General features: G+C 64.3%; 15 protein-coding genes. 12 read left to right on the forward strand and 3 right to left on the reverse strand.

Annotation, left to right across the window (positions count from 1 at the left end; genetic code table 11):
* Positions 1–19: 19 nt before the first annotated feature.
* Together manD and EC845_RS05545 are read right to left on the reverse strand one after the other, a co-directional pair.
* On the reverse strand, positions 20–1,234 hold the full coding sequence (gene manD, locus EC845_RS05540) for a D-mannonate dehydratase ManD (RefSeq protein WP_123296170.1): 1,215 nt from the start codon (positions 1,232–1,234) through the stop codon (positions 20–22).
* 43 nt (positions 1,235–1,277) lie between these two features.
* Complete coding sequence (locus tag EC845_RS05545) at positions 1,278–2,036, reverse strand: FadR/GntR family transcriptional regulator (protein WP_123296171.1); 759 nt, start codon at positions 2,034–2,036, stop codon at positions 1,278–1,280.
* Positions 2,037–2,318: 282 nt separating this feature from the next.
* Here EC845_RS05545 and EC845_RS05550 point away from each other — a divergent pair, with 282 nt between their 5' ends.
* The 12 genes from EC845_RS05550 to EC845_RS05605 all read left to right on the forward strand — a co-directional run bounded on the left by EC845_RS05550 (position 2,319) and on the right by EC845_RS05605 (position 13,389).
* Positions 2,319–3,125 carry a transporter substrate-binding domain-containing protein gene (locus tag EC845_RS05550; protein WP_123296172.1) on the forward strand — a complete coding sequence of 269 codons (807 nt, stop codon included), beginning with the start codon at positions 2,319–2,321 and terminating at the stop codon, positions 3,123–3,125.
* A 75-nt stretch (positions 3,126–3,200) separates the two neighbouring features.
* Positions 3,201–3,902, forward strand: coding sequence for an amino acid ABC transporter permease (locus tag EC845_RS05555; protein WP_123296173.1), 702 nt, complete (start codon positions 3,201–3,203; stop codon positions 3,900–3,902).
* Positions 3,902–4,558, forward strand: coding sequence for an amino acid ABC transporter permease (locus EC845_RS05560; RefSeq protein ID WP_199739743.1), 657 nt, complete (start codon positions 3,902–3,904; stop codon positions 4,556–4,558). Before EC845_RS05555 ends, EC845_RS05560 begins: the two co-directional genes overlap by 1 nt.
* Positions 4,539–5,270, forward strand: coding sequence for an amino acid ABC transporter ATP-binding protein (locus EC845_RS05565; RefSeq protein ID WP_123296175.1), 732 nt, complete (start codon positions 4,539–4,541; stop codon positions 5,268–5,270). Before EC845_RS05560 ends, EC845_RS05565 begins: the two co-directional genes overlap by 20 nt.
* Before the next feature lie 46 nt (positions 5,271–5,316).
* Positions 5,317–6,378, forward strand: coding sequence for an Ldh family oxidoreductase (locus EC845_RS05570; RefSeq protein ID WP_123296176.1), 1,062 nt, complete (start codon positions 5,317–5,319; stop codon positions 6,376–6,378).
* Positions 6,375–7,514 carry a YncE family protein gene (locus EC845_RS05575; protein WP_123296177.1) on the forward strand — a complete coding sequence of 380 codons (1,140 nt, stop codon included), beginning with the start codon at positions 6,375–6,377 and terminating at the stop codon, positions 7,512–7,514. The genes EC845_RS05570 and EC845_RS05575 overlap by 4 nt, the downstream gene beginning before the upstream one ends.
* Positions 7,515–7,542: 28 nt before the next feature.
* Positions 7,543–8,964 (forward strand): mannitol dehydrogenase family protein, encoded by a 1,422-nt coding sequence (locus EC845_RS05580; protein WP_123296178.1) that lies wholly within the window; start codon positions 7,543–7,545, stop codon positions 8,962–8,964.
* 98 nt (positions 8,965–9,062) lie between these two features.
* Positions 9,063–9,815, forward strand: a complete 753-nt coding sequence (locus EC845_RS05585; protein ID WP_123296179.1) for an SDR family NAD(P)-dependent oxidoreductase — start codon at positions 9,063–9,065, stop codon at positions 9,813–9,815.
* A 90-nt stretch (positions 9,816–9,905) separates the two neighbouring features.
* Entirely contained in the window at positions 9,906–11,051 is a 1,146-nt protein-coding gene (locus EC845_RS05590) for an NAD(P) transhydrogenase subunit alpha (protein WP_123296180.1), read from the forward strand.
* A gap of 36 nt (positions 11,052–11,087) precedes the next feature.
* A complete protein-coding gene (locus EC845_RS05595) occupies positions 11,088–11,423 on the forward strand; it encodes an NAD(P) transhydrogenase subunit alpha (protein WP_123296181.1) in 336 nt (111 codons plus the stop codon).
* Positions 11,420–12,859: an NAD(P)(+) transhydrogenase (Re/Si-specific) subunit beta gene (locus EC845_RS05600; protein WP_123296182.1), complete on the forward strand. Its 1,440-nt coding sequence runs from the start codon at positions 11,420–11,422 to the stop codon at positions 12,857–12,859. Before EC845_RS05595 ends, EC845_RS05600 begins: the two co-directional genes overlap by 4 nt.
* Positions 12,859–13,389 (forward strand): ureidoglycolate lyase, encoded by a 531-nt coding sequence (locus EC845_RS05605; protein WP_123296183.1) that lies wholly within the window; start codon positions 12,859–12,861, stop codon positions 13,387–13,389. The genes EC845_RS05600 and EC845_RS05605 overlap by 1 nt, the downstream gene beginning before the upstream one ends.
* A gap of 122 nt (positions 13,390–13,511) precedes the next feature.
* Here the strand turns inward: EC845_RS05605 and EC845_RS05610 are convergent, their stop codons facing one another.
* The gene (locus tag EC845_RS05610) at positions 13,512–14,942 is read right to left on the reverse strand and encodes a M91 family zinc metallopeptidase (protein WP_123296184.1); all 1,431 of its coding nucleotides are present in this window, start codon (positions 14,940–14,942) and stop codon (positions 13,512–13,514) included.
* Positions 14,943–14,946: the final 4 nt, after the last annotated feature.

Consider the following 14,946-nt stretch of genomic DNA (forward strand, 5'->3'; position numbering starts at 1 on the left):
TCCCCGTTCTCGCGAAGGTTTACCAGTTCCACAGGGTCCCGTCGTGCTGCAGACGGTTCACCGGCAGGTACTTGCGGTCGTAGGGGTACTTCGCGGCCAGCTTTTCGTCGATGTCCACGCCGTGGCCGGGCACGTCGCCGGGATAGAGCATGCCCTGTTCGAAGGTGTAGGCGTGCGGGAAGACCGCATCGGTTTCTTCGGTGTGCTTCATGTACTCCTGAATGCCGAAGTTCGGCACCCACAGATCGAAATGCAACGCCGCGCCCATGCAGACCGGCGACAGGTCGGTCGCACCATGGCTGCCGGTGCGAACCTGATGCAGCGCCGCGAGATCGGCAATGCGGCGCAGGTGCGTGATGCCGCCCGCGTGGGTCACCGTGGTGCGGATGTAGTCGATCAGCTGGTTCTGGATCAGATCCTTGCAATCCCAGATGCTGTTGAAGATCTCCCCGACCGCGATGGGCGTGGTGGTGTGCTGACGGATCAGCTTGAAGGCCTCCTGGTTTTCGGCAGGCGTCGGGTCTTCGATCCAGAACAGCTTGAAGGGCTCGAGGGACTGGCCGAGCCGGGCCGCTTCGATCGGTGTCAGGCGGTGATGCACATCGTGCAGAAGATGATGCTCGAAGCCGAGCTTCTCACGCACGCGCTCGAACAGCTTGGGCACGAACTGCAAATACTTTTCCGTCGACCAGTCGTGTTCGCCCGGCAGGCTCGAATCGGCGGGGTCGTACACCTTGGCGCCCGCCTTGCCGATCCCGTACACCTTGTCGAGACCCGGCACACCGCTCTGTGCCCGGATGGCTTTGTAGCCTTGCTCGGCATAACGCAGAACCTCGTCCACGGTGTGTTCGATGTCGGTGCCGTTTGCATGGCCGTAGACCATCACGCCCGTCCGGCTCTTGCCGCCCAGCAACTGGTAAAGCGGCATGTTGGCCGCCTTGGCCTTGATGTCCCACAACGCGGTGTCCACGGCGGCAATGGCACTCATGGTCACCGGGCCGCGACGCCAGTAGGCGCCTTTGTAGAGGTACTGCCAGATGTCCTCGATCTGGTGGGCATCGCGGCCGATCAGACAGGGAACGACGTGCTCCTCGAGATAGGCGGCCACCGCCAGCTCCCGCCCGTTCAGCGTGGCGTCGCCGATGCCTGTCAGGCCTTCGTCGGTTTCTATCTTCAAGGTGACGAAATTGCGGCCGGGGCTGCAGACAATGACTCGGGCGTTGGTGATTCTCATGAACAGACGATTTCTCTGAGGAGCGGATGGACAGGCCCGACGGCTAGCGCCAGGCCTGGGCGAATTCCTGGATGACGCGTTCGAGATGCGCACGCATCGCTGCGCGAGCCGCTTGGGGATCGCGTTTCATCAGGGCATCGAAGATGCGCTGGTGGTCTTCCTGCGACGACACGCGCAGCGCCGTGGTGTGAAAGTGCTGATCGATCTTGGCCCAGACCGGGCTCTTGGCCTGGTCCCACATCGCCGTCACCATCTGCAGCAGAACGCTGTTGCCGGTGGACTCGGCGATGCGCAGGTGGAACCGGCGATCCGCGGCTTCGTTGAGCGCCTTGTCGTCCATGTGCAGACGCATGTCGGCGAGGGCCTCGAAGATCAGATCGAGGTCGGAGTCCTTGCGGGTCTCGGCGGCCACGGCCGCGATCTCGGACTCGATCAGGCAGCGGGCGCGAAGCAGCTCGAAGGGACCGGGTCCGGCACTCGGCATGAACGGTGCGCCGGCACCTGCGCGTGCCGTCGATCCCGTGGCAGACGGAAGCTGGACCACATACGCGCCGGAGCCGCCACGCACCTCCAGCATGCCCTGCAGCTCGAGCGCGATGATGGCTTCGCGCACGGCGGTCCGGCTGACTTCGAAGTGGTCGGCCAGCGTGCGCTCGGAGGGCAGGCGCTCTCCGACCTTGATGCCCTTTTGCACAAGCAGATGTCCGATCTGTGTGGCCAGGCGCAGATAGGGACGCTCCACGCCCTGATCTTCAGGGGAGACGGAGGCTTCGGTGCTGGGGGAAGGTGACGAAGTCTTCATAGATGGGTAATGGTGGAGCTCGACAAAGTGGTTTACCAATTAAGCCAGATTTTTGGCTGAATGCGCCATTCCGTGGGGCCTCTCCTCTGATGCAGCGTCGATCCGGCCGTTTTTTTAAACCATCGGGATCGATCTGGTGTGACCGGATTGTATTTGGCACACCAATTTTGCCATTTCTGGTTTACCACTATGGTGATTTTGGTTGCCAAACATACACTGCCTGAGCGTTGCGGTGACTTGCATGTCCCGGTCGCTGCGTCATCCAAACCAAGCGGAGCTCTTATGCAGATCAAGAAAATCCTTCGACTCGCCACGGCCGGAGTGGCCCTGTCCGCGGCCGCTGCCATCGGTGCCAGCGGCGCCTGGGCCCAGACCACCTCGGACATCGTCAAGCGCGGCAAAGTCAAGATCGGCGTGCTGGTCGGCGCACCGCCGATGGGTGCCGTCGACTCGTCCGGCAGTCCGGTGGGCTATGACGCCGACACCGCGACGCTGATTGCCAAATATCTGGGTGTCCCCGTCGAACTGGTGCCGCTGGAACCCCCTGCCCGCATCCCTGCGCTTGAATCCGGAAAAGTCGATTTCCTGGTGTCGACGCTGGCGCCCACACCCGAGCGTGCAAAGACGGTGATGTTCACCATTCCATACAACGGATTCCAGGTCGGCATCTACGCCAAGAAGGGCAGCAAGATCGAGAACTGGGCCGACCTCAAGGACAAGACCGTCGGCGTCAACCGTGGCTCGAGTGTCGAACCGACCTTGGTCAAGCAGGCGGCGGCAACCGGGCTCAAGGTGGTGCGGTTCGACAGCGACGCGGCGGTCATTCAAGCCCTGTTCTCAGGTCAGATCGATGCCTGCGCGGAACCCGACACCGTGGCCAACCGGAGCATCAAGGCACGTCCCGACGGCGACATGGTGCTGAAGTTCAATTTCAGCACGCAGCCCAACTCCATGGCGACACGCAAGGATGCATTCGAACTGCATCAATGGCTCAACAACACCATCTACTACATCAAGCTCAACGGCGAGCTCGACGAGATCGCCCGCAAGTGGATTGGCTCCTCGCTGCCCGAACTCCCGACGTTCTGAGCAACCGGCCCGGTCAGCCGTTCGCCGGAGACACGGGCGACGGCTGCATCTTGACTCTTCATGTGAAAGTAGTCCGTGAAAGCTGAGCTTCATTTCCAAACCATATTTGCCAGTTGGCAGCTGTATGCCGAAGGGCTTCTGGGCACGCTGGGCCTTCTGGTCTGCGTGATCCCGCTCGGATTCGCGCTGGCGGTCGCGCTGGCATTGATACGCAAGCTGGCGCCCGAGCCCTTCCCCCGCTTCGTCACGGTGTATGTCGAGTTCCTGCGCAACACGCCGTTCATCGTGCAGTTGTTCTACATCTACTTCGGACTGGGCTCGCTCGGTTTCCCCATCCCACCCGTCATGGGAGCGCTGCTGGCGCTGACCCTCAACCTCAGCGCCTACTCCACCGAAATCATCCGGGCAGGCATCGACTCCATCCACAAATCGCAGTTGGAGGCGGGCCTGTCGCTGGCCATGACTCGCATGCAGCTGTACCGGCATGTCGTCATCATGCCGGCCCTCGGCAAGGTCTGGCCGGCCCTCAGCAGCCAATTCGTGCTGACCATGCTGGCGACCAGTGTCTGCTCCTTCATTCCCGTCACCGATCTGATGGCGGCCACGAAGTTCATCGAGGCGAATACGTCGCGTGGCTTCGAAGCCTATCTGATCCCGGCGCCGCTGTATCTGCTCGTGGCGCTGCTCATGAAGTGGGCGCTGAACCGGCTGGGCCGAACCCTGTTCCCTGCCCTGCAGGATGCCCGTTCCGCCTCGGCGTCGAAAGGTCTGGGATGATGATCGAAAGCTTCGGGTTTCCCGAGTTCATGTTCCTGCTGCGCTCGTTCGGCTGGACCCTTGCGTTGACGGCCTGCGCCATGCTGCTGGGCAGCCTGATCGGCGGCTTCTTTGCGATCGCCCGTGTATCGCACAACAACCTGCTACGCCGGTTCGCCGTGGCCTACATCCAGCTGCTGCAAGGCCTGCCCGTCCTGCTGGTGCTGTTTCTCTCGTACTTCGGCCTGGCCTACCTGGGCTTCGATCCGCCGGCCTTGGTGATTGCGACCGTCGCTCTCGGACTCTACTCGGGGGCCTATCTCGCCGACATCTGGCGCGGCGCCATGGAGTCGGTGCCCTTCCAGCAGTGGGAAGCGTCTTCGTCTTTGGCCATGACGCGAGTCCAGCAGTTCCGCTACATCATCCTGCCGCAATCGATCCGCATCTCGCTGCCGCCGACCGTGGGTTTCCTGGTCCAGTTGGTGAAGAACACATCGATCGTCTCCGTCGTGGGCTACATCGACCTGATGCGTGCAGGCGAACACATCGAGGCCAGTCTGCACTCGCCATTCAAGATCTACGGGATCGTGGCGCTGATGTATTTCCTGCTGTGCTTCCCCCTGTCGCATCTCAGCAAAGCTCTCGAGAGGAAAATGAATGCCCATCGTTCAAGTTGAAAACATCCACAAGCACTTCGGCTCGATCGAAGTCCTGAAAGGCGTGTCGTTGAATGTCGACGCCGGCCAGGTCGTGGCCGTCATCGGCCGCAGCGGCTCCGGCAAAAGCACCATGCTGCGCTGCCTCAACGGGCTCGAAGCCGTCTCCTCGGGCTCCATCCAGATTGCCGGACACCGGCTGGACAGCGGCGGCCACCATCTGCGCGAACTGCGCAAGGATGTCGGCATCGTCTTCCAGAGCTACAACCTCTTTCCCCACCTCACCGTGGGCGAGAACATCATGCTGGCGCCGCGCATCACCAAAGGCCTGTCGCATGACGCCGTGCACCGGATCGCCAAGGACAAGCTGGCGCAGGTCGGCCTGTCCGAGAAGTTCGACGCCTATCCGGAAAAGCTGTCGGGCGGTCAGCAGCAGCGCGTGGCCATTGCCCGGTCGCTGGCCATGCAGCCCAAGGTCATGCTGTTCGACGAAGTGACCTCTGCGCTCGACCCCGAGCTCACCGGCGAAGTGCTGGTGGTCATGGAAAACCTGGCCAAGGAAGGCATGACCATGCTGCTGGTCACCCATGAGATGGGTTTCGCCAAAAGCGTGGCCGACATCACGGTGTTCATGCACCAAGGCAAGGTCTGGGAGTCCGGCCCATCGGCCACGCTGTTCTCGGCGCCGCAGACCCCCGAACTCAGGCAATTCATCGGCGGAAGCCTCAAGTAGCCCGGCGCGGCTGCGTCCCATCATTCAATCGATATCCAGAGACGTCATGACACACACGCCCAAACACAGTCCCGCAGATCTGACACGGTTCGCCAGCAGCCTGCTGGCGGCGGCCGGCATGCCCCAGGACAAAGCCGACACGGTAGCACGGCTGCTGGTCCTGACCGACATGATGCAGCGCCACACGCACGGCGTCGCACTCTGCCCGCTCTACATCGACCAGCTCCAGAAGAACCTCATGGGCGACGGCGGCGAGCCGGAAGTCGTGCGCGACACCGGCTCCACGGTCGTCTGGGACGGCCATTACCTGCCGGGACTCTGGCTGGTCGACAAGGCCCTCGGCATGGCGTTCGAACGGGTCGCGCAACACGGCGTCGTCACCTTCGCCATGCGCCGCAGCCATCACATCGCATGCCTGGCGGCGCTGGTCAAGCAAGCGACCGACCGGGGCCTGGTGGCCATTCTGGCGACCTCCGATCCCGGCGGAAAGTTCGTCGCGCCCTTTGGCGGCCGCGACCCGGTGCTGACGCCGAATCCGTTTGCCATCGGTTACCCCGGCACCCAGTCGCCGGTGCTGGTCGACATCTGTGCATCGATCACGACGGTGTCGATGGCTCGAACCAAAGCGGCCGCCGGCGCGCAGTTCGAACACCCCTGGCTGATGGACAACAGCGGCCACCCGACCACCGAACCCCGCGTGCTGGAACAGACGTCTCCCCGCGGTTCGTTGATGCTGCTCGGTGGCGCGGAGTACGGTCACAAGGGCTTCGGCCTGGCCCTGATGGTCGAGGCCCTGACGCAAGGTCTGTCGGGCCACGGCCGCATCGACGCGCCGAACCGGTGGGGCGCCAACGTGTTTCTGCAGGTGATGGACCCCGATGCCTTTGCGGGCCGCGATCACTTCCTGACGCAGATGGACTTCATCGGCGCGGCCTGCCGGGACAGCACGCCCGTTGCGGAGGGGGGCCTGGTCCGCTTGCCGGGCGACCAGGCCAGCGGCAACATCCTGCGTGCCATGCAACAGGGCATTGCCTTGAGCGAAGCCACCCTGGCGCAGTTGGCGGCCAGCGCCGACCGGCTCGGCGTCGCCCCACTGGAGCAGGCATGAGCGTCGACCGCCGCCGGCAGATTGCGGTTTCGGCAGTGGACGGCAAGCTCGTGCTGGCCGAAGGTGCCATTCGGGTGATCAACCAGGGCGAACACGACCATGCCACGGTCTATGACCTGGGTGTGTTTCCGCCCCGCGAGTTGGCCACGCTGCCCGTGCCCACCAGTCTTGCGGGGCCGCCGCAAAGCGTGGCCGTCTCGCCCGACCAGCGGCTGGCCGTGGTGACGGCAGCCCAGACAACCGATCCGCAATGTGCCACCCGCACGGTTCCCGACAACCGCGTGACGCTCATCGCCATCGAGGGCGATGCGGCCTGGGTCGCGCAAACCGTGACGGCCGGCCTCGGCCCCACGGGTGTCTCGTTCTCTCCCGACGGCCGCAGGGTGGTCGTGGCCAATCGCAACGACGGCACCCTGTCCGTCTTTGGTGTGGAGGGCCGGACGCTGGCGGCACTCGCGACCGTCGTCGTCGGCGACGCGCACTGCCAGCCGGCATCCACGGCATTCACGCCCGACGGCAAGACCCTGCTGGTCTCGCGCGACGGCGACCACTATGTATCCGTCTTCGACGTGATCGACGGCACCCTTCAGCCCACCGACCGGCATCTCAGTGCGGGCCTCAAGCCCTACGGCCTGTGCGTGGCCGGACACGGCCGGTTTGCGGTCGTCGCGAATGTGGGGCGTGTCAGCGGCGATGCGGATTTGATCGGTGTCATCGACCTGACGCGCAAGCCTTTCCGGGTCGTGGATACGCTGGGCGTTGCCGCGACCCCCGAGGCCGTTGCGATATCGCCCGACGGCAAATGGGTCGTGGCCGTGTGCCACAACGGCAGCACCCGGACCGAGGACTCCGCGCTCTTCCATCCGCAAGGCAGCCTGATCGTCTTTCGCGTCGCGTCCGACCGGCTCGTCAGGCATGCCGAGCATGCGATCGGCAGGTGGGCACAGGGGGCGACGTTCTCGCTCGACGGTTCGGTTCTCGTGGTGCAGAACACCGTGGAGCGCGAACTGCAAGTCTTTCGGGTGACCGACGAGGAGGGGCCGGCGGACTCCGGCGTACGGCTGCCGATCTCGCAAGGCAGCTTCGCGGCCATCCGCACAGCCGACTTCACGAGCGCGCCCCTCGCCGCCATCTGAACTCCAGCCCTCAACCTTCCACATCGTCATGCAGCCACTGAATTCATCCACCATGATCGGCGCCACGGTTGCGCCCGGGGTCATCCGGCCGAGCTACGACCGCGAGACGCTGCAGGCGTCGGTGGTCCACCTGGGACTGGGCGCGTTTCAGCGAGCCCACCAGGCCATGGTCTTCGATCGGCTGCTGCATGCAGGCGACCGGCGCTGGGCGGTACTCGGGGTGGCCATGCGAAGCACGACCCTCGCCGACGACCTGCAGGCACAGGACGGTCTCTACGCCGTGCAGGTCGCCAGCGCGGACGGCCTGGCCTGGCATATCCCCGGCTCGCTCGTCGAGACCTGCGTGGCTGCACGCGAGCCCTCGGTCGTCATCGCAGCGATCGCTGCACCCGCCACGCGCTGGATCACCCTCACCGTGACTGAAAAAGGCTACGGCGCACCGCTGGCCGAGCTCTTGATCGAGGGCCTGGCCGCGCGCTTCGAGGCGGGGCTGGGCGGCTTGACGATCGCATCCTGCGACAACCTGTCCGACAACGGGCGCCGCCTGCAAAGACTGTGTGTCGACACCGCCGCACAGAAAAACCAGGCCCTCGCAGACTGGATCGCCAGCCGCTGCGCATTTCCCAACAGCATGGTCGACCGCATCGTGCCCGCCTCGACCCGCGACCAACGAGACGCGGCGGCTCAGGCACTGGGCCTCGTCGATGCCTGTGCACTGGCCACCGAGGGCTTCTGGGAATGGGTCATCGAAGACCGGCTCTCCGACCCGTCCGATGCACAGGCCCTGCGCTCGGCGGGCGTGAACGTGGTCGACGACGTGACGGTTTTCGAGGAAGCCAAACTGCGCATGCTCAACGGCAGCCACACGGCCATCGCGGTTCTGGGCGCCGTACAGGGCTGGGCGACCGTGGCCGAGGGTCTGCAGCAGCCGGCCGTGCGCTCGTTCATCGAACGGCTGATGACGGACATCGTGATGCCCCATCTGCAGCGCCCTGGATTGCCCGAGTACCGGGATGCCCTGCTGGCACGTTTCGCGAATCCGGCACTGCATCACAAGGTGCACCAGATCGCCACCGACAGCTCACTCAAGATCCCGCTGCGCTGGCTGCCCACCTTGCGAGACGCTCTTCGCCAGGGGCAAGAGCTGGAGCCCCTGGCCTTTGCCGCCGCGGTATGGATGCGCTATCTGACGGCCGTCGACGAACGCGGCCAGGCCTACGCCGTCTCCGACCCGCAGGCTGCGCTGCTGCAATCCATCGTCCAGAGCCATGCGGGCGATGTCCCGGCAACTGTGAGGGCACTGCTGGCACTGGAATCGATCTGGGGCCGGGACGTGGGACAGGACACCCCCTTCCGCCAGTGCGTCACCGATTGGCTGACACGCATCGAGTCGAGCGGAAGCCAAGCGGCACTCGCGACGCTGCTCTCGGCGCCGCACTTGCCGCGCTGAACGCCGGCCCCTCATCCGCACCTCCCTCGGCTTCCGGAACGGATTTCCGCGCCTCCGGTTGCCGATCGTCCGATCCTTCCCATCACCCCTTGCATGCCATGAACACCTCACCCGCCATTCACGACCAGGTCGCACTCGTCACCGGAGCAAACACCGGCATGGGGCTCGCCACGGTCCGCGCCCTGCTCGATGCGGGCTACCGCGTTGCGGCCACCGACCTGCGGACCGACAACGTGGCGGCCGCGCTGGCCGAGCACGGAGATCGCCTGGCCTGTTTCACCATGGACGTCACGGATGTCGACCAGGTGCATGCCGCATGCGGGCAGATCGAGGCCCACTTCGGCCGCATCGACGTCTGCATCAACAATGCGGGCTATCTGCAATACGCCAACTGCGAACAGACCACCCCGGAGCTGTGGCGCAAGACCCTGCAGGTCAATCTCGACGGCGTCTTCTACGTCAGCCAGCGGGTGGCACCGGGCATGAAAGCCCGGGGATTCGGGCGCATCGTCAACATGGCTTCGTTCGGTGCCAAGACCGGTGGACTCTCCCCGGTTCCCGCCTATGCGGCAAGCAAAGGCGGCGTGATTTCCCTGACCTTCAGTTTTGCCCGCGAGTATGCTGCCTTCGGCGTCACCTGCAACGCGCTCGCGCCGACTTTCGTGAAAACACAGATGCTGACCGACCAGGTCAGCGCCGAACGGCAGGCCGAACTGCGGCAGAAGATCCCGGTCGGCCGCTTCTGCGAACTCGAGGAACTCGCCCATTGCGTGCTGTTCCTTGCCCATCCGCTGAGCGGCTTCATCACCGGCGAAGTGCTCGACCTCAACGGTGGCCTGCAGTTCGATTGAACACGGCACGTCGCTTGCGCTCGTGGGGCATGCTCGGCATGATGGCCCTGTTCCCGTTTGGCGTCTTGACATCTTAATCATGGAGACAACATGCTGATAGGCGTAGCCACAGAGACTGCGGAGGGAGAACGGCGGGTGGCCCTCACCCCGGAAACAGCCCGAAAACTCAAGGCCGGCGGCCACACGATCCGGCTGCAACGGGGAGCCGGCGTGGCGGCCCAGCTGACCGATGCAGCCTTCGAGGCCGTGGGCGTCGACCTCACGGATGCAGCCGGTGCATTGAGCTGCGAAGCGGTGCTCAAGGTCCGTGCGCCCTCCCCGTCCGAGATCGCCCACATGAAGCGGGGCACGACGGTGATCGGCATGCTCGATCCGTTCGACCGGGACGGCCTCGGCCGCCTGGCAGACGCGGGACTGACCGCCTACGCACTCGAAGCCGCCCCGCGCACGAGCCGCGCACAGAGCCTCGACGTGCTCTCCAGCCAGGCCAATGTGGCGGGCTACAAGGCCGTGCTGCTGGCGGCCCATCATTACCCTCGTTTTTTCCCCATGCTGATGACGGCTGCCGGCACGGTCAAGGCCGCGCGCGTCGTGGTTCTGGGCGTGGGCGTTGCCGGCCTGCAGGCCATCGCCACCGCCAAACGCCTGGGCGCCGTGATCGAGGCCAGCGATGTCCGGCCCGGCGTGAAGGAGCAAGTGGAATCGCTCGGCGCCAAGTTCATCGATGTCCCCTACGAAACGCCGGAAGAACAGGAGGCCGCGCAAGGAACCGGCGGCTACGCCCGTCCCATGCCGCCCGGCTGGCTCGCGCGCCAGCAGGTCGAAGTCGCCAAACGGGTGGCCGGTGCCGACGTCGTGATCACGACGGCCCTGATCCCCGGCCGGACCGCCCCCACCCTGGTGACCGAAGACATGGTCAAGGCCATGAGACCGGGATCCGTCCTGGTGGACCTGGCCGCAGGCAAGGGACCGCTGCGTCCGGACGGCGGCGCCGGCGGCAACTGCACGCTGACCGAAGCCGGTGCGGTCGTCGTCCGGCATGGCGTCACCCTGGTCGGTGAAACCGACCTTGCGAGCCATGTCGCGGCCGATGCATCCGCGCTCTATGCGCGCAACGTGCTCGACTTCCTCAAACTCATCGTGACCCCGGAGGGCACGCTCTACCAGAACCTCGACGACGACATCGTCGCAGCCTGTCTGGTCACGCATGCCGGCGAGATCCGCCGCAAGTCATAAACAGCCGTTCAACACACAGAAACCGAGGGCAAAACCATGGATGCGGTGTCTCCCACCCTGATCAACCTGATCATCTTCGTGCTGGCCATCTACGTGGGTTACCACGTGGTCTGGACGGTCACGCCGGCGCTGCACACGCCCTTGATGGCCGTGACCAATGCGATTTCGGCCATCGTCATCATCGGCGCCATGCTGGCTGCAGCCCTGACCGAAACGACATTGGGCAAGACCATGGGCATCCTGGCTGTCGCACTGGCTGCGGTCAACGTCTTCGGCGGCTTCCTGGTGACTCGCCGCATGCTCGAAATGTTCAGGAAAAAAGACCGCAAACCCGCCAAGACCCCGGATGCCGACAAGGGGGTCTCGCCATGAGCATGAACCTCGTCACCCTGCTTTACCTCGTTGCCAGCGTCTGCTTCATCCAGGCACTCAAAGGGCTGAGCCATCCGACCACCGCCATCCGCGGCAATGTCTTCGGCATGAGCGGCATGGCCATTGCCACGCTCACGACTGCGGGGTTGATCGTCAGCCACGCCGCTGCGCTGGGGCAAGACGCCTGGACCGGCCTGGGTTGGGTCGTGGCCGCTCTGGTGGTCGGCGGCGGCATCGGTGCGGTCATGGCACAGCGCGTCCAGATGACCAAGATGCCCGAGCTCGTGGCCTTCATGCACAGCATGATCGGTCTCGCGGCCGTGTGCATCGCCGTGGCCGCGGTGGCCGAGCCCTGGGCCTTTTCGATTGCGGCCAAGGGCGAGGCCATTCCCGGCGGCAACCGGTTCGAACTGGCCCTCGGCGCATTCATCGGCGCCGTCACGTTCAGCGGTTCGGTCATCGCCTTCGGCAAACTCAGCGGAGCCTACAAGTTCCGCTTGTTCCAAGGCAGCCCCGTGCGATTTGCCGGGCAACACAAACTCAACCTCGGACTCGGTCTGCTCACTGCGTTCTTCATCTTCGGCTTTTTCCAGACCGAGAGCTGGATCGACATGGCTCTCGTCATCGCGCTGGGCCTGGCCCTCGGGGTGCTGCTGATCATCCCGATCGGCGGAGCCGACATGCCCGTGGTCGTGTCCATGCTCAACAGCTACTCCGGCTGGGCGGCTGCCGGCATCGGCTTCAGCCTCAACAACAGCCTGCTCATCATTGCCGGCAGCCTGGTCGGATCGAGCGGCGCCATTCTGAGCTACATCATGTGCAAGGCCATGAACCGCTCGTTCTTCAACGTGATCGCCGGCGGCTTCGGTGCAGACGGCGGCGCAGCTGACGCCAGCCAGGTGCCCCAGCGCACGGTCAAGAGCGGCAGCGCCGACGACGCGGCGTTCGTGCTCTCCAACGCGGGAACGGTGGTCATCGTGCCCGGATACGGTCTGGCCGTGGCACGGGCGCAGCATGCCGTCAAGGAACTCGCGGCCAAGCTGATCGAGCACGGCATCACGGTCAAGTACGCCATCCATCCCGTGGCAGGCCGCATGCCGGGACACATGAACGTGCTGCTGGCAGAAGCGGAAGTGCCTTACGACCAGGTGTTCGAGATGGAGGACATCAATGGCGAGTTCGGTCAAGCCGACGTGGCCATCATTCTCGGGGCGAACGATGTGGTCAACCCGGCGGCACACACCAAGGGCAGCCCGATCTACGGCATGCCGATCCTCGAGGCCTACCGGGCCAAGACCGTGATCGTCAACAAACGCAGCATGGCTGCCGGCTACGCAGGTCTGGACAACGAATTGTTCTACATGGACAAGACGATGATGGTCTTCGGTGATGCCAAGAAGGTGGTCGAGGACATCGGCAAAGCGCTGGAGTTCTGATGCCTGCGGACGACTCCACCCTGCCCCGCATCCTGACCCCCGTTGCCCTGTCGCCGGAGAACTTCAAGCCCTATGGCGACGTGATCCAGACCGCCGGCAAGGATTTTCACTACATCAACAACCGGCAGGTCGCGCGTTACCACGACCTCGCCGAGGTCGATACGCTGGAAGAAGGCGGCAAACCGGGCATCAGCCTGTTCGTGGCTCAGCCCTATGCCTACCCCATGCGCATCGCCGAGATGGAGCGCCACCCGCTGTCGAGTCAGGCCTTCATTCCACTCCAGGGCCGGCCTTTCCTGATCGTCGTGGCCGAGCCCGGCGAGACCGTCCGCCCTGAGGCCTTGCGGGCCTTCATCAGCGACGGTACACAGGGTGTCAATTACCACAGGGCCGTCTGGCATCACATGCTGCTGGCGATGGACGAGCCCGCCACGTTTGTTGTCGTCGACCGGATCGGCTCCGGGCCGAACTGCGACATCTGCGCCATGAACGACGGCGAAGAAACGGTGATGCTGACCTTGTCGGACTGATGGGTGGTCCTCGTCAGGCTTGAAGTCGACAAGGCTCGCACCTCAGCACGGCACGGCACGGCACGGCACGGCATGGCATGGCATGGCACGGCGATATTGCACCGCGCCGCAAACGCCAGGAATTAGATCCCTTCGCCAAAGAGGCCGGGCGCGTGGCTGCCGACATCGGGCCGGTCCACGCCGAACGAAACGGGACCGTCTTCGGGTGGCAAGGGCACCTCGTAGCGCGGGCCGGGCGCATCGGGAAACTGGATGCCGCCCGCCTGGTGGATTTCGTCGCCACCGCCGCCCAGGTCGATGCCCGCCAGCCTGTCCCCAAGGCTGGAGGTCCCCCCTCGCGCAGGGAAAGGATTGGGCCCCGAACGCTCGTTGTCGAGCTCATGGATCACGTCTTGCCATCCCGGCAACGGTTTGGTTTCACCCGCCGGAAAGCGGTAGGTCGGCGTGTGCGACGGTGCATGTGGCGTGTTGTCGGCATGTGGACCGGTGTAAACCGGATCCAGATCGTCGGCATCGTCCAGCCTGGAACCCAGTTGTGACTTCGAACCATCGGTGAGCCAACGCCGAGGATCGGCCTCCAGATCGCTCACGCCGGCGTGATCGCCAAGTCCCGCATCGCGCTCGTAGGCCTCGGCTTCGTCTTCGATCTGTCGCAAGGCACGCTGATGTTCGGGATCGCTGAACAGCGAGCTCAGGGGAACGGCGGAATCCAGAGGGATGCCACCGGGCTTGGCATGGCCGGTACCGCCGGTCGCGCCCCGGTGGGTGGCGTCGCCGCCGGTGCCCGTTCGGTTGTCGTCCGCCTGGAACGACTTGTGCGACGCATCGCTCTCCAGAGGGTGATCCAGGCCCATGGACCGGTGGGCCGCCTCTTCGCCGGACGAACTGCCGAAGTAGTGTTTTCTCAACGGCAGGCCGTGCTCTGCCCGCAGCTTGTTTTCCGTGCCTTCCTCGCTGCTCCAGGGCCCCAAGCCGATCGTACGCAGCTCTTCCTCGTAGGACTGACGGCTCGGCACGCCAAAGGCATCCGTCCACAACAGTTTGCTGTCCCCTTTCAGAACATGGCTGACATGCTTGAGTTCGTGTCCGAGCGAGATGAAGTTGGCTTCGGGGCTGGCTGTCTTCGAAGGGTATCCCTTGGGATCGACCCGGAGGGTGGTCGTGGGATCGAAGACGATTTCGGCGGATGACCCCGTCATGCCATGCGACTTGCCTTGGCTGGCGTACGTGGCAGCCATCGCATGACGCGCCAGCGTGCTTTTCAACAAGGGATGCTCGTTCTGCTGAGCATCGGTCATGACCGGGTAGACGCGTGATTTTCCATCGGGCGCCAGGCAGATGTAGACATTGCGTCCATCGCTCGCATTTTCGGTGATGGAACCGAGCAGTCCCTGCCCTGCCGGATACGCGTTGATCTTGGCGAGGTTCGTTTCCACTTCATGGAAAAACGATGGCCTTGCCGGATTTCCGACCTCGATGAAAATGTTGGCAGCAATGGCACTTTGTTTGTACGCCGCCTGTTTGTTGAAATGATTTCTGTGGGTTGTCAGCATATAT

The sequence above is a fragment of the Comamonas sp. BIGb0124 genome, assembly GCF_003752175.1.
Lineage (GTDB): Bacteria > Pseudomonadota > Gammaproteobacteria > Burkholderiales > Burkholderiaceae_C > Comamonas_F.

Excerpts from the sequence above, each read along its gene's own strand:
- EC845_RS05570 (WP_123296176.1), top strand. The coding sequence starts at position 5,317 with ATGACACACACGCCCAAACACAGTCCCGCAGATCTGACACGGTTCGCC.
- EC845_RS05590 (WP_123296180.1), top strand. The coding sequence starts at position 9,906 with ATGCTGATAGGCGTAGCCACAGAGACTGCGGAGGGAGAACGGCGGGTG.
- EC845_RS05600 (WP_123296182.1), top strand. The coding sequence starts at position 11,420 with ATGAGCATGAACCTCGTCACCCTGCTTTACCTCGTTGCCAGCGTCTGC.
- EC845_RS05560 (WP_199739743.1), top strand. The coding sequence starts at position 3,902 with ATGATCGAAAGCTTCGGGTTTCCCGAGTTCATGTTCCTGCTGCGCTCG.
- EC845_RS05605 (WP_123296183.1), top strand. The coding sequence starts at position 12,859 with ATGCCTGCGGACGACTCCACCCTGCCCCGCATCCTGACCCCCGTTGCC.
- manD (WP_123296170.1), bottom strand. The coding sequence starts at position 1,234 with ATGAGAATCACCAACGCCCGAGTCATTGTCTGCAGCCCCGGCCGCAAT.
- EC845_RS05610 (WP_123296184.1), bottom strand. The coding sequence starts at position 14,942 with ATGCTGACAACCCACAGAAATCATTTCAACAAACAGGCGGCGTACAAA.
- EC845_RS05575 (WP_123296177.1), top strand. The coding sequence starts at position 6,375 with ATGAGCGTCGACCGCCGCCGGCAGATTGCGGTTTCGGCAGTGGACGGC.
- EC845_RS05585 (WP_123296179.1), top strand. The coding sequence starts at position 9,063 with ATGAACACCTCACCCGCCATTCACGACCAGGTCGCACTCGTCACCGGA.
- EC845_RS05580 (WP_123296178.1), top strand. The coding sequence starts at position 7,543 with ATGCAGCCACTGAATTCATCCACCATGATCGGCGCCACGGTTGCGCCC.
- EC845_RS05550 (WP_123296172.1), top strand. The coding sequence starts at position 2,319 with ATGCAGATCAAGAAAATCCTTCGACTCGCCACGGCCGGAGTGGCCCTG.
- EC845_RS05595 (WP_123296181.1), top strand. The coding sequence starts at position 11,088 with ATGGATGCGGTGTCTCCCACCCTGATCAACCTGATCATCTTCGTGCTG.
- EC845_RS05565 (WP_123296175.1), top strand. The coding sequence starts at position 4,539 with ATGCCCATCGTTCAAGTTGAAAACATCCACAAGCACTTCGGCTCGATC.
- EC845_RS05545 (WP_123296171.1), bottom strand. The coding sequence starts at position 2,036 with ATGAAGACTTCGTCACCTTCCCCCAGCACCGAAGCCTCCGTCTCCCCT.